16 protein-coding genes are annotated in these 16038 nt (G+C 68.3%); 13 read left to right on the top strand and 3 right to left on the bottom strand.

Translation table 11 applies throughout. The features are described 5' to 3' along the window. Positions 1 to 68: 68 nt before the first annotated feature. The 3 genes from AC3EO7_RS09840 to AC3EO7_RS09830 all read right to left on the bottom strand — a co-directional run bounded on the left by AC3EO7_RS09840 (position 69) and on the right by AC3EO7_RS09830 (position 1480). Positions 69 to 446 (bottom strand): DUF3499 domain-containing protein, encoded by a 378-nt coding sequence (locus AC3EO7_RS09840; protein ID WP_431967985.1) that lies wholly within the window; start codon positions 444 to 446, stop codon positions 69 to 71. A 249-nt stretch (positions 447 to 695) separates the two neighbouring features. Next, positions 696 to 1184: a metallopeptidase family protein gene (locus AC3EO7_RS09835; RefSeq protein ID WP_431967783.1), complete on the bottom strand. Its 489-nt coding sequence runs from the start codon at positions 1182 to 1184 to the stop codon at positions 696 to 698. 62 nt (positions 1185 to 1246) lie between these two features. Beyond that, positions 1247 to 1480, bottom strand: a complete 234-nt coding sequence (locus AC3EO7_RS09830; RefSeq protein WP_029901515.1) for a WhiB family transcriptional regulator — start codon at positions 1478 to 1480, stop codon at positions 1247 to 1249. A 489-nt stretch (positions 1481 to 1969) separates the two neighbouring features. On the opposite strand from AC3EO7_RS09830, the gene cofD reads away from it, so the two are divergent. The 13 genes from cofD to lpqB all read left to right on the top strand — a co-directional run bounded on the left by cofD (position 1970) and on the right by lpqB (position 15823). Next, positions 1970 to 2968, top strand: a complete 999-nt coding sequence (gene cofD, locus AC3EO7_RS09825) for a 2-phospho-L-lactate transferase (RefSeq protein ID WP_431967785.1) — start codon at positions 1970 to 1972, stop codon at positions 2966 to 2968. Beyond that, on the top strand, positions 2965 to 4308 hold the full coding sequence (locus tag AC3EO7_RS09820) for a coenzyme F420-0:L-glutamate ligase (RefSeq protein ID WP_431967787.1): 1344 nt from the start codon (positions 2965 to 2967) through the stop codon (positions 4306 to 4308). The genes cofD and AC3EO7_RS09820 overlap by 4 nt, the downstream gene beginning before the upstream one ends. Before the next feature lie 73 nt (positions 4309 to 4381). Then, a complete protein-coding gene (locus tag AC3EO7_RS09815) occupies positions 4382 to 4900 on the top strand; it encodes an NUDIX hydrolase (protein WP_431967789.1) in 519 nt (172 codons plus the stop codon). A gap of 215 nt (positions 4901 to 5115) precedes the next feature. Then, a complete protein-coding gene (locus tag AC3EO7_RS09810; RefSeq protein WP_435591023.1) occupies positions 5116 to 6351 on the top strand; it encodes an alkane 1-monooxygenase in 1236 nt (411 codons plus the stop codon). Beyond that, positions 6348 to 6518 carry a rubredoxin gene (locus AC3EO7_RS09805; RefSeq protein WP_431967793.1) on the top strand — a complete coding sequence of 57 codons (171 nt, stop codon included), beginning with the start codon at positions 6348 to 6350 and terminating at the stop codon, positions 6516 to 6518. Before AC3EO7_RS09810 ends, AC3EO7_RS09805 begins: the two co-directional genes overlap by 4 nt. Beyond that, positions 6515 to 6697 carry a rubredoxin gene (locus AC3EO7_RS09800; RefSeq protein ID WP_431967795.1) on the top strand — a complete coding sequence of 61 codons (183 nt, stop codon included), beginning with the start codon at positions 6515 to 6517 and terminating at the stop codon, positions 6695 to 6697. The genes AC3EO7_RS09805 and AC3EO7_RS09800 overlap by 4 nt, the downstream gene beginning before the upstream one ends. A 40-nt stretch (positions 6698 to 6737) precedes the next feature. Next, positions 6738 to 7358, top strand: a complete 621-nt coding sequence (locus AC3EO7_RS09795; RefSeq protein ID WP_431967797.1) for a TetR/AcrR family transcriptional regulator — start codon at positions 6738 to 6740, stop codon at positions 7356 to 7358. A gap of 264 nt (positions 7359 to 7622) precedes the next feature. Then, positions 7623 to 8780: an alkane 1-monooxygenase gene (locus tag AC3EO7_RS09790; protein WP_431967799.1), complete on the top strand. Its 1158-nt coding sequence runs from the start codon at positions 7623 to 7625 to the stop codon at positions 8778 to 8780. Positions 8781 to 8885: 105 nt separating this feature from the next. Continuing rightward, on the top strand, positions 8886 to 10370 hold the full coding sequence (ahcY, locus tag AC3EO7_RS09785) for an adenosylhomocysteinase (protein WP_431967801.1): 1485 nt from the start codon (positions 8886 to 8888) through the stop codon (positions 10368 to 10370). A 220-nt stretch (positions 10371 to 10590) separates the two neighbouring features. After that, complete coding sequence (locus AC3EO7_RS09780; RefSeq protein ID WP_431967803.1) at positions 10591 to 11238, top strand: dTMP kinase; 648 nt, start codon at positions 10591 to 10593, stop codon at positions 11236 to 11238. Positions 11239 to 11316: 78 nt separating this feature from the next. Further along, positions 11317 to 11994: an MtrAB system response regulator MtrA gene (gene mtrA, locus AC3EO7_RS09775; protein ID WP_040781845.1), complete on the top strand. Its 678-nt coding sequence runs from the start codon at positions 11317 to 11319 to the stop codon at positions 11992 to 11994. Between the two features lie 98 nt (positions 11995 to 12092). Further along, positions 12093 to 14018: an MtrAB system histidine kinase MtrB gene (gene mtrB / locus AC3EO7_RS09770; protein ID WP_435591096.1), complete on the top strand. Its 1926-nt coding sequence runs from the start codon at positions 12093 to 12095 to the stop codon at positions 14016 to 14018. Between the two features lie 2 nt (positions 14019 to 14020). Further along, positions 14021 to 15823 (top strand): MtrAB system accessory lipoprotein LpqB, encoded by a 1803-nt coding sequence (gene lpqB / locus AC3EO7_RS09765; RefSeq protein WP_431967805.1) that lies wholly within the window; start codon positions 14021 to 14023, stop codon positions 15821 to 15823. Positions 15824 to 16038 lie beyond the last annotated feature (215 nt).

Genomic DNA, 16038 nt, shown 5'->3' with positions numbered 1-16038 from the left:
GGTCGTCGGGTGAGGCTCGGCGTTGCGATCGACTCGGCAGCGCCGGGTCGTGTTTCGCGTCGACCGGTTCAGTTCGGCGGATCGGGTAGCACGCGCAGGTGCCCGCGCCTGCCGGTGCGGGTGGTGCGCTGCGGCGCGGGCGCGTACTCGCGGTAGCCGCGCTGATCGGGCTCGGGGGGACGCCGCCGCAGACCGGCCTCGCGGACGGCTTCGGCCAGTGCGGTGAGGTCGTCGTCGTCCGGCGTGGTGGAGAAGCCGCCTTCGTGGCGGACCAGCTCCCACCCCTTCGGCGCGGTGATCCGGGATCCATGCGTTTCACAGAGGTCCCACGAGTGGGGCTCGGCCACCGTCGCGAGCGGACCCACCACCGCGGTGGAGTCGGAGTAGACATACGTGAGCGTCGCGACGGCCGGATTCTTGCAGCCGGGTCGGCAGCAACGACGCATGGGGATCACGTCGATGAGAGTAACCCCCCTGGCCTCCGGATGTGGATAGACACGCGCTAAGAGTCACGGCTCACATGTGCGTACCTTCGCCTTCGCTCCGGCCGTGCGCTCTTCGCGTACCTCCTCCGCCTTCGGTCCGGCCGTGCGTGGACTTGGGGCGGACTGCGTCCGACCCGTCCGCTGTGCGTACCCCGGCCGTGCGTGGACTTCGGGCGGACGTCGCCCGGCTGCGTCTGCCGGGCGGATCGCCTACTCTTCTTCCTCTTCCTCGGGGTCGATCACGTCGGGATCGACCCCGAGGTAGGTGGCGATCTGCTGCACGAGCACCTCGCGGAGCAGATCGACGAGATCGTCCGGATCGCTCGCGCGGAGTTCGAGCGGTTTGCGGAACAGGACGACCCGCGCGCGGGTCGCCTGCCCGTGCCGGTCGACGCCCGCGGGGATCAGCCGGGAGAGCGGGACCGGTCCGTCGGCCACCACCTCGTCCGGCCAGGTGACCGAATCGGGGTGCAGCGGACGGATTTTCGGTACGTCGTCGACCGCGATGTCGAGTTTGGTGAGCCGGTCGTGCCAGCGGCTGTCGAGCGGGGCGAACGCCTCCAGCACGAGCCGGTCGAACTGCTGGCCTCTGGTGCGCCACGCGGGCACCGTCGGCGGCAGCATCGGCCCGCGCACCCCGCGGCCGCGGCGGATCACCGACCTGGCAGTGGGCGGGCGTCGATGGCGTGAACGGGACATACTCAAAATCTAGGTGAACTCGCACCGACCTCGCGCATCGAGGTCGGTGCGCCGCCTACATGTCAGCCGATACCGCGCTTGAGGCGCCGGCGCTCCCGCTCGGAGAGACCGCCCCAGATGCCGAAGCGCTCATCGTGTGCGAGTGCGTACTCCAGGCACTCGTCGCGCACCTCGCAGCCCATGCAGATCCGTTTCGCCTCGCGGGTCGAGCCGCCCTTCTCGGGGAAGAACGCCTCCGGATCGGTCTGCGCGCACAGGGCACGCTCTTGCCACTGCTCTTCGATGGATTCGAACATCTCGTCGAAGCCCGTCACGACCAGGCTGAGCCGGGGTGTCGACACCGCGTCACCGCCGTCTTGCTCGCTCCGGCCGATGTCTGCGCAGACGCCACGTGCTGCGCCTGCTGTGGAATCGGGTTGCGAGACCATATCGTTGGCCATCGCTCCGCCTCCTCACTGTGTGTTAGCGCAGAATGATTCTTTCCGTCGGACCAACACGCACACCGACGGCCGTACCCCGCGACGTAGTCCCGCGGACATCCCCGAGCTCGCCACCCCGGCTCGAACGCCTGTTCGAAAAGTTGTCCGCGCCTTGCACTCTCGCGCGAACCCGGAATGACACGACTGTGATTAGACACGCCGAACGCGTCGATGGTCAAGCCGTCGTCGCTATTCCGTTACTATCCGCGACGGGTTTCCGTGCTGATCTTGGTGTACGGCATAGCAAATGAATAGCAAATAACGCCCCGGCACCGCTCTCTTCGGCAGCGCATAGGCTGTGCGGATGTGACTGGACAACAAGCGGACATCGCGCCCGCGAAGGGACCCAAGATCGCCGTCCTTGTCGGCGGAGTCGGCGGCGCGCGCTTCCTGCAGGGCGTGCGGGAACTGCTGCCGGAAGCCGATGTTTCCGCGATCGTGAACGTCGGCGACGACGTCTGGATGCACGGCCTCCGGATCTGCCCCGACCTCGATACCTGCATGTACACCCTCGGCGGGGGGATCGACACCGAACGCGGCTGGGGCCGGGTCGGCGAGACCTGGCACGCCAAGGAAGAGCTCGCGAAATATCACGCGCAGCCGGACTGGTTCGGCTTGGGGGATCGCGATATCGCCACGCACTTGATTCGAACCGAAATGTTGCGTGCCGGGTATCCGCTCTCCGCTGTCACCGAAGCGCTCTGCAACAGGTGGCAACCGGGCGTGAAACTCATCCCGGCAACCGACGATCGGTGTGAAACACATGTGGTTGTCAGTGACCCCGAGAACCCTGGCGAACGCCGCGCGATCCATTTCCAAGAGTGGTGGGTTCGATACCGCGCAGACATCGACACCCATGGATTCGCCACAATCGGTGCGGATGAAGCCAAACCGGCCCCAAATGTGACCGATATCATAGCGTCCGCCGACGCGGTGCTGCTGGCCCCCTCCAACCCGGTGGTGAGCATCGGCGCCATCCTCGCGGTGCCCGGCATCCGCGGCGCGCTGCGCACGACCGAGGCGAAGGTGATCGGCGTGTCCGGTGTCATCGACGGAAAGCCGTTGCGCGGCATGGCCGACGAGTGCCTCTCGGTGATCGGCGTGGAGACCACGGCCGAGGCGGTCGGCCGCTACTACGGGGCGCGCTCGGCCACCGGCATCCTCGACGGCTGGCTGATCCACACCACCGACACCGCCGACGTCCCCGGCGTCGAGGTGCGCAGTGTGCCGCTGCTCATGACCGACCCGCCGACGACCGCCGAAATCGTGCGCGAGGCACTGGATCTCGCGGGAGTGAAGCCGTGACCTCGATCGACCACGCCGCGGGCGAGTTGAGCATCCTGCCCATCACCGGCCTGCCGGAATTCCGTCCCGGCGACGACGTCGCCGAGAGCATCGCCGCCCGCGCGCCCTGGCTGGCGGACGGCGACATTCTCGTGGTGACGAGCAAGATCATCGCCAAGGCCGAGGGGCGCATCGTCGCCGCGCCACTGGATCCCGAGGAGCGCGACACCGCGCGCCGGGCGCTGGTCGACCAGGAGGCCGTGCGGGTGCTGGCCCGCAAAGGCCGCACATTGATCACCGAGAACAAGCTGGGCATCGTCCAGGCCGCCTCCGGCGTGGACGGCTCCAATGTCGAGCAGGGTGAACTGGTGCTGCTGCCCGCCGATCCCGACGGCAGCGCCAAGGCGCTGCGGTCCGCGCTGGCCGAACGGCTCGGTGTGACCGTCGCCGTCGTCATCACCGACACCATGGGCCGGGCCTGGCGCAACGGCCAGACCGACGCCGCGATCGGCGCGGCGGGGCTCCGGGTGCTGCACGACTACGCGGGTTCGGTGGACGGGCAGGGCAACGAGCTGCACGTCACCCAGGTGGCCGTCGCCGACGAACTGGCCGCAGCGGCGGATCTGGTGAAGGGCAAGCTCGGCGGCGTCCCTGTCGCGGTGGTGCGCGGGCTGCCGGTCGTCGACGACGGTTCCGGCGCAACGGATCTGCTGCGCCGCGGCACCGACGACCTGTTCTGGCTCGGCACCGCGGAAGCCATCGAGCTCGGTCGGCGTGAGGCCGTGCCGCTGCGTCGTTCGGTGCGCCGATTCGCCGACACCCCGGTCGATCCGGAGCGAATCCGCGCGGCCGTCGCCGTCGCGCTGACCGCGCCCGCGCCGCACCACACCCGGCCGGTCCGGTTCGTCTGGGTGCGCAAGCGGGGCCTGCGGGACCAGCTGCTCGCGGCGATGGCCGACAAGTGGCGGGCCGACCTCACGGCCGACGGTCTCGACCCCGAGCGGGTGGAGCGGCGGGTGGCGCGTGGCCGGATCCTGTTCGACGCGCCCGAGGTGATCATCCCGTTCTGTGTGCCCGACGGCGCGCACGACTATCCGGACGAGCGCCGACGCGCCGCCGAACGGACCATGTTCACCGTGGCGGTGGGTGCGGCGGTACAGGGCCTGCTCGTCGCGCTGGCCACCGAGGGGATCGGCAGCTGCTGGATCGGCTCGACCATCTTCGCTCCGGAGATCACCAGGGATGTGCTCGGCCTGGAGGCGGACTGGAACCCGTTGGGCGCCATCGCCATCGGTCATCCGCTGGAAGAGCCGACCCCGCGCCAAGTGGCCGGTCCCGGGGCGGGCCTGGTCGAACTATGAGCGAACGGAGTGAGCGAATCGTGTGTCAGCGCGCTTCGCGCATGCCGGAGCCGAGCGTCAGCGAGGCGCAGGCATGAGCGCTGATTCGCTGCACGCGTCGGCCACCGAGCTGCTCCAGGCCTGGTCTCCCGCCGCTGATCACGATCGGTCGCTGCGCGAGGCCATGCTCGCGTTTCTGGGTTCGGCGCCACGTGGCTGTCTGCGCGAGCACGCCGCGGGGCACATCACCGCCTCGGCGGTGGTGTTCTCGCACGACGCGGCCGAGGTGCTGCTGACCCTGCATCCGAAGGTGGGGCGCTGGATTCAGCTCGGCGGGCACTGCGAGGAGGGCGACGAGACGGTCGCCGATGCCGCGCTCCGCGAGGCGACCGAGGAATCGGGCATCCCGGGGCTCCGGATCGAGCCCGGCCTCTACGGTGCGCAGGCGCATCCGATCACCTGTTCGCTCGGCGTCCCGACCCGGCATCTGGATCTGCTGTTCCGTATCACCGCGCCCGCGGGCGCGGTCCCGGTGCGCAGCGCGGAGTCGACGGACCTGCGGTGGTGGCCGGTGGACGCGCTGCCGGAGGATGCCGAGGTCCTGCTGTACTGAGGCCTTTTCACGCCTGAGGCATCGCACGAAAAGTGGTTTCTGACCGATAGGCGTCCGGTTGGTGCTCAGCTCCGGCCGGACGCCCTTTCGTTATGGCATAACATCTTTACAAATCGCCAATTTTGTATAGACACAAGACAGTTGTCGTTCTAGTGTCCACATCAGAAGTATTGTGCGTCACACCTCGGTGTGCGCCGCGCTGATGGGAGACATCGATGTCTACTGATGCCGACGCGCCGCAGCGTCCGGTCGAGGCTCCGGCCTGGCGGGATCGCAAGCGTTATCTCTGGCTCTGGGGGCTGTTCGCGCCGACCGGCTTGTTCACGATCGCGCTTCCGCTGATCTGGGCATTCAACGAGCTCGGCTGGCATCGCCTCGCGCAGGTGCCGTTCTGGCTCGGCCCGATCCTGATCTACCTGGTGATCCCGCTGGCCGACGTCTTCTTCGGGCCCGACGGTGAGAACCCGCCCGACGAGGTGATGGAGTACCTGGAGAACGACAGGTACTACCGGTACCTGACCTACCTGTACCTGCCGTTCCAGTACGCCACGCTGATCATGGCCTGCTACCTGATCGGCGCCGACGACCTGAGCTGGCTCGGCATCGACGGCGGATTGCACGTCGTCGACGAGATCGGCTTGGCCATCACGGTCGGCATCATCGGCGGCATCGGTATCAACACCGCGCACGAACTCGGTCACAAGAAGGTCGATCTGGAGCGCTGGCTCTCCCGCATCGCGCTGGCCCAGTCGTTCTACGGTCACTTCTACATCGAGCACAACCGCGGCCATCACGTCCGCGTCGCCACCCCGGAGGACCCGGCGAGTTCCCGTGTGGGCGAGACGTTCTGGGGCTTCTGGCCGCGCACCGTGTGGGGCAGCCTGAAGTCCTCGTGGCGGCTGGAGAAGGTGCGGCTGGAGCGGCTCGGCAAGAAGCCGTGGTCGCTGCGCAACGAGGTGCTCTCGGCCTGGCTGATGTCGGTGGCGCTGTACGCGGCGCTGGTCGCGATGTTCGGTCCTGGCGTGCTGCCGTACCTGGCGCTGCAGGCCGTGATCGGCTTCAGCCTGCTGGAGGCGGTCAACTACCTCGAGCACTACGGACTGGTCAGGCAGCGCACCGCCACCGGTCGCTACGAACGGCCCGCGCCGGTGCACAGCTGGAACAGCGACCACATCGTCACCAACATCTTCCTGTACCACTTGCAGCGGCACAGCGATCATCACGCGTATCCGACCCGCCGCTACCAGACACTGCGCAGCTGGGACGGCGCGCCGAACCTGCCGAGCGGTTACGCGAGCATGGTCCTGCTCGCCTACTTCCCGCCGCTGTGGCGCAAGGTGATGGACAAGCGGGTGCTCGCGCACTACGGCGGCGACATCACGCGCGCCAACATCCACCCGGGCAAGCGGGACCGGGTGCTCGCGCGGTACGGGGCGGAGGTCGAGTCGTGAGATATCGCTGCCCGGTCTGTGATTACATCTTCGATGAGGCCAAAGGCGCTCCGCACGAAGGCTTTCCGGCTGGCACCCCGTGGACCGATGTGCCCGACGACTGGTGTTGCCCGGACTGCGGCGTGCGCGAAAAGATCGACTTCGAACCTGCAGAGGTGACCAAGTGACCGAATACAAGCTGTACCAGTGCATCCAGTGTGGCTTCGAGTACGACGAGGCCAAAGGGTGGCCGGAGGACGGCATCGCGCCTGGCACCCGGTGGGACGACATCCCCGACTACTGGACTTGTCCGGACTGCGGCGCGGCCAAGGCCGACTTCTTCATGGTCGAGATCGAGCGGTCGTGAGATTTTGACTGCGGCGGACGCCCGTGACAACCTCGCGGGTATGCCGCGCACTGGACCGAGGGTTCCGTATCAGGAGGCGGCGCGGGAACTCCTGCGCACCTCCGTCCTCGACGCCATGCGCGAACTGCTGACCGAGCGGGACTGGTCCAAGATCACGCTCGGCGACGTCGCTGGCAGGGCCGGGGTGAGCAGGCAGACGCTCTACAACGAGTTCGGATCGCGCGCGGGGTTGGCGCAGGCCTACGCGCTGCGCCTGGCCGACGACCTGGTCGACCACGTCCGCAGCGCCATCGCGGGCAACGAGGGCGACGTCCGCGCCGCGTTCCGGGAGGCGCTGTCCGGCTTCTTCCTGGACGCGGCCGCCGATCCGCTGGTGCAGTCGCTGCTCGCGGGCGAGGTGAAGCTGGATCTGCTGCGCCTGATCACCCTGGACGCCGCGCCGCTCGTCGAACACGCCACCGAGCGGCTCGCCTCGGTGTTCCAGCACAGCTGGGTGGACGCCACGGAGGAGGAGTCGGTGGTGCTGGCGGGCGCGCTGGTCCGCATCGCGCTCAGCTACATCCCGACACCGCCCGCGCCGGGCCGCAATGCGCCCGCCGATCTCGCCCAACTCCTCGGTCCCTACGTCGAGGCGATCCTGGCCACCCGCGAAGTGGGCTGAACGGCTGCCTCGAATTCGCTCCGATAGGGGATCGCACCCCGGGAAATGGGGGCTCCGGCCGTCCTGGTTAGGGGATCCTTAGGGGCTCATCCCCGATTTGCGGGAGGTGTGCGGTGACTGCTATCACATGTGAAGTCGCTGAAAAACCGACCGCCACGCTTGTAACGGTCGACACGTTTGGATCGAGAACTCCGGTGTAACGGAGGTCATGCCTGTAAGTATTCTCATGCATCGGAGTTGAGAATTTTGATTAGCGGGGCAAACGTGCAATCGGTTGGCAAACCGTCGGGATCGACCGATCCCAAACGCCATCTGTGGGTTCTGGGCCTGATCGCGCCAGCCTCCGCGTTGCTGCCCTCACAACTCGTGTTGCACACGGGCGCCGCGGTGTTCTGGTGGATCGGACCGATCATCGTGCTGGTGATCATCCCGGTCCTCGACTGGGTGGTCGGCGAGGACGGCAGCAATCCGCGCGACGAGGACTACGAGCGGCTGTCCAACGATCGCTACTACCGGTGGTGCACCTATCTGTTCCTGCCGATCCAGCTGATCGGCTTGATCATCGCCGCCTACATGTGGGCGGGCGACGAACTCAGCGTGCTCGACAAGCTCGGCCTGGCCGCCACTCTCGGCTTGGTCAGCGGCATCGGCATCAACGCCGCGCACGAACTCGGCCACCGCGTCGAGCACATGGAGCGCTGGCTGGCCAAGATCGCGCTCGCACAGTCCGGATACGGGCACTTCTTCGTCGAACACAACCGCGGCCACCACGTGCGCGTCGCGACACCGGACGACCCGGCGAGCGCGCGGCTCGGTGAGTCGCTGTGGGAGTTCCTGCCGCGCAGCGTCGCGGGCGGCTTCCGTTCCGCCCTGGTGCTGGAGAAGGAACGGCTGGCGCGCAAGGGCCTGCCGTGGTGGACCGTGCGCAACAACGTGCTGCAGGCATGGGCGATGACGCTGGTGCTGTTCGGCGCGCTGATCGCCGCCTTCGGCTTCGCGGTGCTGCCCTGGCTGCTGTTGCAGGCCGCGATCGGCGCGGGCCTGCTGGAGACGGTCAACTATGTCGAGCACTACGGCCTGCTGCGCGAGCGCAGGCCGAACGGCAGCTGGGCCCGCTGCTCGCCGCGCGACAGCTGGAACAGCGACCGGCTCGTCACCAACATCTTCCTTTTCCACCTGCAGCGGCACAGCGATCACCACGCGAATCCGGGACGCCGGTACCAGACCCTGCGCAGCTCGGAGGACGCCCCGCAGCTGCCCGCCGGCTACGCCAGCATGATCGTCTTCGCGGCCATCCCGCCGCTGTGGCGCTCGATCATGGACCACCGGGTGCTCGCCCACTACGACGGCGACATCACCCGCGCGAACATCCAGCCGCGCAAGCGCACGCGGATCCTCGCGATCTACCGGGCGACCGCCTGAGACGGGCGGGATCACTGGCGGGGCGAGGCCGGGACAGGCGCGTGGTGTGTTCCCATGCGCTCAGCGACTAGCCTTGCATCGGTACAGCCGACCATGGAGAGGCACATGACGACCTCAGAACTTCCCGCACGCACGTCCCTGACTCCCGATGTCCGCAACGGCATCGACTACAAGGTGGCGGACCTGTCGCTGGCCGAGTTCGGCCGCAAGGAGATCCGTCTGGCCGAGCACGAGATGCCGGGTCTGATGGCGCTGCGCCGCGAGTACGCCGACGTGCTGCCGCTGAAGGGCGCGCGCATCTCCGGCTCGCTGCACATGACGGTGCAGACCGCGGTGCTGATCGAGACCCTGGTCGCGCTCGGCGCGCAGGTGCGCTGGGCCTCCTGCAACATCTTCTCCACCCAGGACCACGCCGCGGCCGCGGTCGTCGTCGGCCCGCACGGCACGATCGACGAGCCCAAGGGCACCCCGGTCTTCGCCTGGAAGGGCGAGACCCTGGAGGAGTACTGGTGGGCGGCCGAGCAGATGCTGACCTGGCCGGGCGAGCCCGCCAACATGATCCTCGACGACGGCGGCGACGCCACCATGCTGGTGCTGCGCGGCGCGCAGTTCGAGAAGGCAGGCGTGGTGCCGCCCGCCGACGAGGACCACTCCGCGGAGTACACGGTCTTCCTGAACCTGCTGCGCGAGCGCTTCGAGACCGACAAGGGCAAGTGGAGCGCGATCGCCGAGAGCGTGCAGGGTGTCACCGAGGAGACCACCACCGGCGTGCTGCGCCTGTACCAGTTCGCCGCCGCCGGTGAGCTGGTCTTCCCGGCGATCAACGTCAACGACTCGGTGACCAAGTCGAAGTTCGACAACAAGTACGGCACCAGGCACTCGCTCATCGACGGCATCAACCGCGGCACCGATGTGCTCATCGGCGGCAAGAAGGTGTTGATCTGCGGCTACGGCGATGTCGGCAAGGGCTGCGCGGAATCGCTTGCCGGACAGGGCGCTCGGGTGCAGGTCACCGAGATCGACCCGATCAACGCGCTGCAGGCGCTGATGGACGGCTACGACGTGGTGACCGTCGAGCAGGCGATCGGCAACGCGGACATCGTGATCACCTCGACCGGCAACAAGGACATCATCACCCTCGAGCACATGAAGGCGATGAAGGACCAGGCCATCCTCGGCAACATCGGCCACTTCGACAACGAGATCGACATGGCGGCGCTGGAGCGTTCCGGCGCAACGAAGTTGAACATCAAGCCGCAGGTCGATCAGTGGACCTTCGGTGCGACCGGCAAGTCGATCCTGGTGCTCTCGGAGGGTCGTCTGCTGAATCTGGGTAACGCGACCGGACATCCGTCGTTCGTGATGTCGAACAGCTTCTCCAACCAGGTGATCGCGCAGATCGAGCTGTGGACCAAGCCGGACGAGTACGACAACGAGGTCTACCGCCTGCCCAAGCACCTGGACGAGAAGGTCGCCCGCATCCACGTCGAGGCGCTCGGCGGCACGCTGACCAAGCTCACCAAGGACCAGGCCGAGTACATCGGCGTCGACGTCGAAGGCCCCTACAAACCGGACCACTACCGGTACTGAGTCTTCGCTCGTCCCGAGCGGCCCGGCAACCCGTGCGGTTGCCGGGCCGCTCGCCGTGTAAGCCCTTGCCGCGCAACTACGCCGACGCGCACCTCGGGCTCGGGCGATCGGCGGCGGAACCGGCGATCGAGTCCGTCGTCCTCGGCGCGCGTGAGCCGCGCGTGCGCGCTACCGGTGTCGGTGGGTGGGGCCCTGCCCGCGATCGGTACTGTGACCTGCCATGGGTGCCCTGATCGCGGTGGAAGGTCTGGACGGCGCCGGGAAGCGCACGCTGACCGACGCCGTGATCGCCGCGCTCGCCGAGCGCGGGCTGCGCGCGGTCACACTGGCGTTCCCGCGCTACGGGCGATCGGTGCACGCCGATCTCGCCGCCGAGGCGCTGCGCGGCGCGCACGGGGACCTCGCCGACTCCGTGTACGCGATGGCCTTGCTGTTCGCGCTGGATCGCGCCGACGCGCGCGCGGAGCTGGCGAAGCTCTTGGCGGACAACGACATCCTCATTCTCGACCGCTACGTTGCCTCCAACGCCGCCTACAACGCCGCCCGCCTGCACCAGTCGGCGGAGGGCGAGATCGCGCGTTGGACAGCCGATTTGGAGTTCGGCCGGTTCGGTCTGCCGAAGCCGGACGTGCAGGTGTTGCTGGACGTCTCCACGGAGGTCGCCGCCGAACGTGCGCGCCTGCGCGGCGAACTCGACGAGTCCCGCGCGCTCGACGCATACGAACGCGACGGCGAGCTCCAGCGCCGCACCCTCGAGGTGTACCGTGAGCTGGCCGAACGGAACTGGCACGGCCGGTGGTGGACGTACCGATCCGGTGACGATCCGGCATCGCTGGCCGCGCGCATCGCAGAAATTGTTGCCGGATAGGGTTGGATGTGCGGCGGGTTCGCACCAGTGTTGGCGTGGCGGCCCGATCCTGGCCTGGGAGATGACAACATAGTAATTATGAAGCCGAAGATTCTGGTCGTCGACGACGATATGGCACTCGCTGAGATGCTCACGATCGTCCTGCGCGGGGAAGGGTTCGACCCGCATGTGGTCGGCGACGGTACGCAGGCACTGGCGGCGGTTCGCGAGATCCGTCCCGATTTGGTGTTGCTGGACCTGATGCTGCCCGGCATGAACGGCATCGATGTGTGCCGTGTGCTGCGGGCCGATTCCGGAGTCCCGATCGTCATGCTCACGGCGAAGACCGACACGGTCGACGTCGTGCTCGGTCTGGAGTCCGGTGCCGACGATTACATCGTCAAGCCGTTCAAGCCGAAGGAGTTGGTCGCTCGGGTGCGCGCCCGCCTGCGTCGCACCGAAGAAGAACCCGCGGAGCTGCTGTCGATCGCGGACATCGTCATCGACGTGCCCGCGCACAAGGTGAGCAGGGGCGGTCAGCAGATCTCGCTGACCCCGCTCGAGTTCGACCTGCTGGTGGCGCTGGCCCGCAAGCCGCGCCAGGTGTTCACCCGAGAGGTGCTGCTCGAGCAGGTATGGGGCTACCGCCACGCGGCCGACACCCGCCTGGTGAACGTGCACGTGCAGCGGCTGCGCGCCAAGGTCGAGAAGGATCCGGAGAATCCCGAGATCGTGCTCACCGTCCGAGGCGTGGGCTACAAGGCCGGACCGCCGTGACCGAAGGCGATGCCCAGTCCGCGGGTGCCCAGCGCCCGCGCGACGATGCGCCTGCCGCGGGTGACCGCGCGGGCGCGCCGGGCGGAGTGTTGCCACGTCTGGAACACACGCTCGCCCCGGTGGTCGCCTGGTTCAAGGAGGCGGGCACCGCGCTCGGTCATGTCTGGCGGCGGTCGCTGCAGCTGCGCGTCATCGTCTCCACGCTGACGCTCTCGCTCATCGTGATCACGATCCTCGGTGTGGTGCTGACCAGTCAGATCACCGACCGGCTGCTGGACGCGAAGATCAACGCCGCGGTCGAGGAGATGGATCGCGCCCGCAACACGGTGGAGAGCCAGTTGGTGGGCGTGCAGGACGTGGGCACCCAGGAGCAGCGTCTCACCGACGCGCGCAACGCCCTCTCCAACCGCGGCGGCACCGGCCAATCCACCGGCGCCGCAGGCAGTTTCGACTCCGCGCTGAGCATCGTCGGCGGCATACCGCAGCGGCAGATCGCGACCGGGCCGATCACCGAGGTGCCGGAGGAACTGCGCCGGTTCGTGCAACGCAACCAGGTCAGCTACCAGTTCGCCACGGTCGAGGACCCGGACGGCTACCAGGGGCGGGCGCTGATCATCGGCAGCCCGAGCGCCGAGGTGCCGACCCTGGAGATCTACCTGATCTTCCCGTTGGCCAACGAGGAGCGCAGCCTGGCGCTGATGCGCGGCACCATGATGATCGGCGGTCTGGTGCTGCTGGTCCTGCTCGCGGCGATCACCGCGCTGGTCACCAGGCAGGTGGTGCTGCCGATCAGGTCCGCGGCGCGGATCGCGAGCCGCTTCGCCGACGGTCGCCTCAAGGAGCGCATGCTGGTGCGCGGCGAGGACGACATGGCGCGGCTGGCGCAGGCGTTCAACGAGATGGCCGAGAGCCTGTCCAACCAGATCACCCAGCTCGAGGAGTTCGGCAATCTGCAGCGGCGCTTCACCTCGGATGTGAGCCACGAGCTGCGCACGCCGCTCACCACCGTGCGCATGGCCGCCGACCTGATCCACGGCAGCAGCGAGGACCTGGATCCCGCGCTGGCGCGTAGCGCCGAGCTGCTGGTCACCGAGCTGGACCGGTTCGAGGGTCTGCTCAACGACCTGCTGGAGATCAGCCGCCACGACGCGGGTGTCGCCGAACTCCAGGTGGAATCCCTCGACGTGCGGATGTGCGCGCGGGCCGCCATCTCGACCGTGCGCCATCTGGCCAAGGACGCCGGCGTCGAGGTCGTCATCGACCTGCCGGAGGACCCGCTGGTCGCCGAGGTCGATCCGCGTCGCGTGGAGCGGGTGCTGCGCAACCTGCTCGCGAACGCCATCGACCACAGCGAGGGCAAGCCGGTGCTGATCCGCATGCGCGGCGACGCCGAGGCCAACGCCGTCGCCGTCGTGGTGCGCGACCAGGGCGTCGGCCTGCGGCCCGGCGAGGAGAAGCTGGTCTTCAATCGCTTCTGGCGGTCGGACCCGTCGCGCATGCGCCGTTCCGGCGGCACCGGCCTCGGCCTGTCGATCAGTGTCGAGGACGCCAATCTGCACGAGGGCAGGCTGGACGCGTGGGGCGAGGTCGGCGTCGGCGCCAGCTTCCGCTTGACCCTGCCGCTGGTGCGCGGTCGCAAGATGGGCCCGAGCCCGCTGCCGCTGGAACCCGCGTTGCGCAGGACACCGCCGCGTTCGCCCGAGGCCGACGATTCGCCGACGATTCCCTTCTCGCACGCCGATCCGAGCGCGTTCGGCGAGCCGATCGGCGCGGCGGCGAGCGGAACGGTGTCATCGAGCACGACGGCCAACGGCGCAGTGGCGAACGATCCGGTGGCGAACGTGACCGAGGGCGCGGAAGCTGCGGACGGCCCCGCTGAACGCGCCGGGTCGACGGACGGTACGGGAGAGTCGACCGTGGCGCGCAACGGCGTCAGCGAGGCAGAGAAGGGGTCGAACGCGGCCGATGCGGACGGCTCCGGTTCCGGCAAGGTACTCACCGAACGCGGAGACGTACAGTCATGAGAATGCCGGCTGTGAGATCCTCTCGACTCGCCGCGGTGGTCGCGACGCTGGTCGCGGCACTGCTGGCGATCAGCGGATGCGCGAGCCTGCCGGAGTCGTCGGCCCCGCAGGCGCTCGGCACGCTCAACAGGGAGCCCACCTCCGAAGGTCCGCCGCCGCCCATCCAAGGCCGTGATCCGGATCTGCTGCTGCAGGATTTTCTGCAGGCCACCGCGGATCCGACCGACCGCCACCTTGCGGCGCGGCAGTACTTGACCCCGGCTGCTTCGGCACAGTGGGACGACGCTGCTGCCGCCGCGATCGTCGAGAAGCCGGACACGCTGCGGGAATCTCGATCCATCGATCAAGCCACGTACGTCATCCGGGCGCGCAAGATCGCTGAGGTCAGCGCGGACGGGGCCTATCGAGCCGTGGACGACAGCCTCGAGAACAAGATCGAGATGACCAAGATCGACGGCGAGTGGCGCATCGACGAGCTGCCCGACGGCCTCGTCATCGACAAGTCCGCCTTCGGCAAGTCGTATCGGCGCAACGTGCTGTACTTCGTGAACCAGGCAGGCACGTCGGTGGTACCCGATCTGCGGTGGGTTTCGATCCCCAAGGATCAGCTTCCCCAGCGGCTGCTGACTCTGCTCGTCGAGGGGAGCCAACCCGCGCTGGCCCCGGTGGTGCGCAACCTGCTCGCGGCGCCGGTGACGTTGCGCGGCCCGATCACCAAGGCCAACGGCGATCCCGACGAAGTCGGCTTGGGTCTCGGCGGTGTGCGCGTCGACTTCTCCGGCGCCTCGGTGTTGAGCCCGCGCGATCGGGAACTGCTCGCCGCTCAGGTGGTGCTCACCCTCTCCGCCGCGGACATCCTCGGACCGTACGTGCTGCTCGCGGATGGCAAACCGCTGGACGACCGGTTCGCCGCGAACGGCTGGTCGGTGGCCGACGTCCAGCAGTTCACCCCGTCGGCGCAGGCGCGCTACAAGGCGGGGCTGCACGCCCTGCGCGAGGGCGCGCTCGTCGAGGTGGCCGCGGGAGGAATCGCCCCGGCGCCCGGGTACTTCGGCGCGGTGAACAATCTGCAGTCGGCGGCTCTCACCCCCGACGGCCAGTTCGTCGCCGCGGTCGCCGACGCCGGGCGGCCTGCGCCGCAGCTGCCGCGCACGCTGATGGTCGGCACCTACGGCGGTACGCAATTCCCGGTGGCCGAAGGAACGACCATCAGCAGGCCGTCGTGGACGACCGATGGCGCCGCCGCCTGGGCGGTGGTCGACGGCGAGCGGGTGATCCGTGTGGCCAACGACCTCGCCACGGGCACCGTCTCGGTTCAGGAGGTCGACACCTCCGCATTGCTGGACGGTGCGAACGGCGTTTCGCTGCGGCTGCCGATCACCGAGATCAGGATTTCGCACACCGCGACGCGGGCAGCGCTGATCGCCGACGGCCGGGTCTACATGGCGGTGATCGAGCGGCGGCCCGACGGTCGCTTCGCGCTGTCCTCGCCGCTGCCGATTGCCGTGGGCCTCAGCACCCGGGTGATCTCGCTGAGCTGGCTCACCGACGACAAGATCATCCTCGCCCGTGAGGGGAACGTCGACCCGGTCAGCACGGTGTCGATCGACGGATCGGATCTGTTGCCGGAGACCAGCCGCAACCTGACCCCGACGCTGCGCATGGTCACCGCATCGCCGGAGACGCAATATGTCGCCGACTCGCGCGCGGTGCTCGAGCTCGCGGCCAATCCGGACGGCGGGGAGCCGTACTGGCGCGAGGTGCCCGGCCTGGGCGCCAGCGCGGTCCCGGTGCTGCCCGGATGAGCTGATCGGTCCTTGCGAACCCAGCCCCCGCGGCCGCCGTCGGGGTTCCGAATGAATTCGCACTCCACGAGGTAGCCCTCGCGAATCCGCTGGCGCTCGCATTCGCACTCGTTGCGGTAGCTGGACGGCTACGCAGTGGCCGATGGCGGAAGCCCTTGTGCCACAGGTCATGTCTGCTAGCAGACCGCTGTAGGGTTCCGGCCGTCGCGTTCCGG

The sequence above is a fragment of the Nocardia sp. bgisy118 genome (assembly GCF_057708605.1).
Note: the sequence above shows the minus strand (reverse complement) of the source record. Positions and strands in the feature narration are given on the sequence as shown.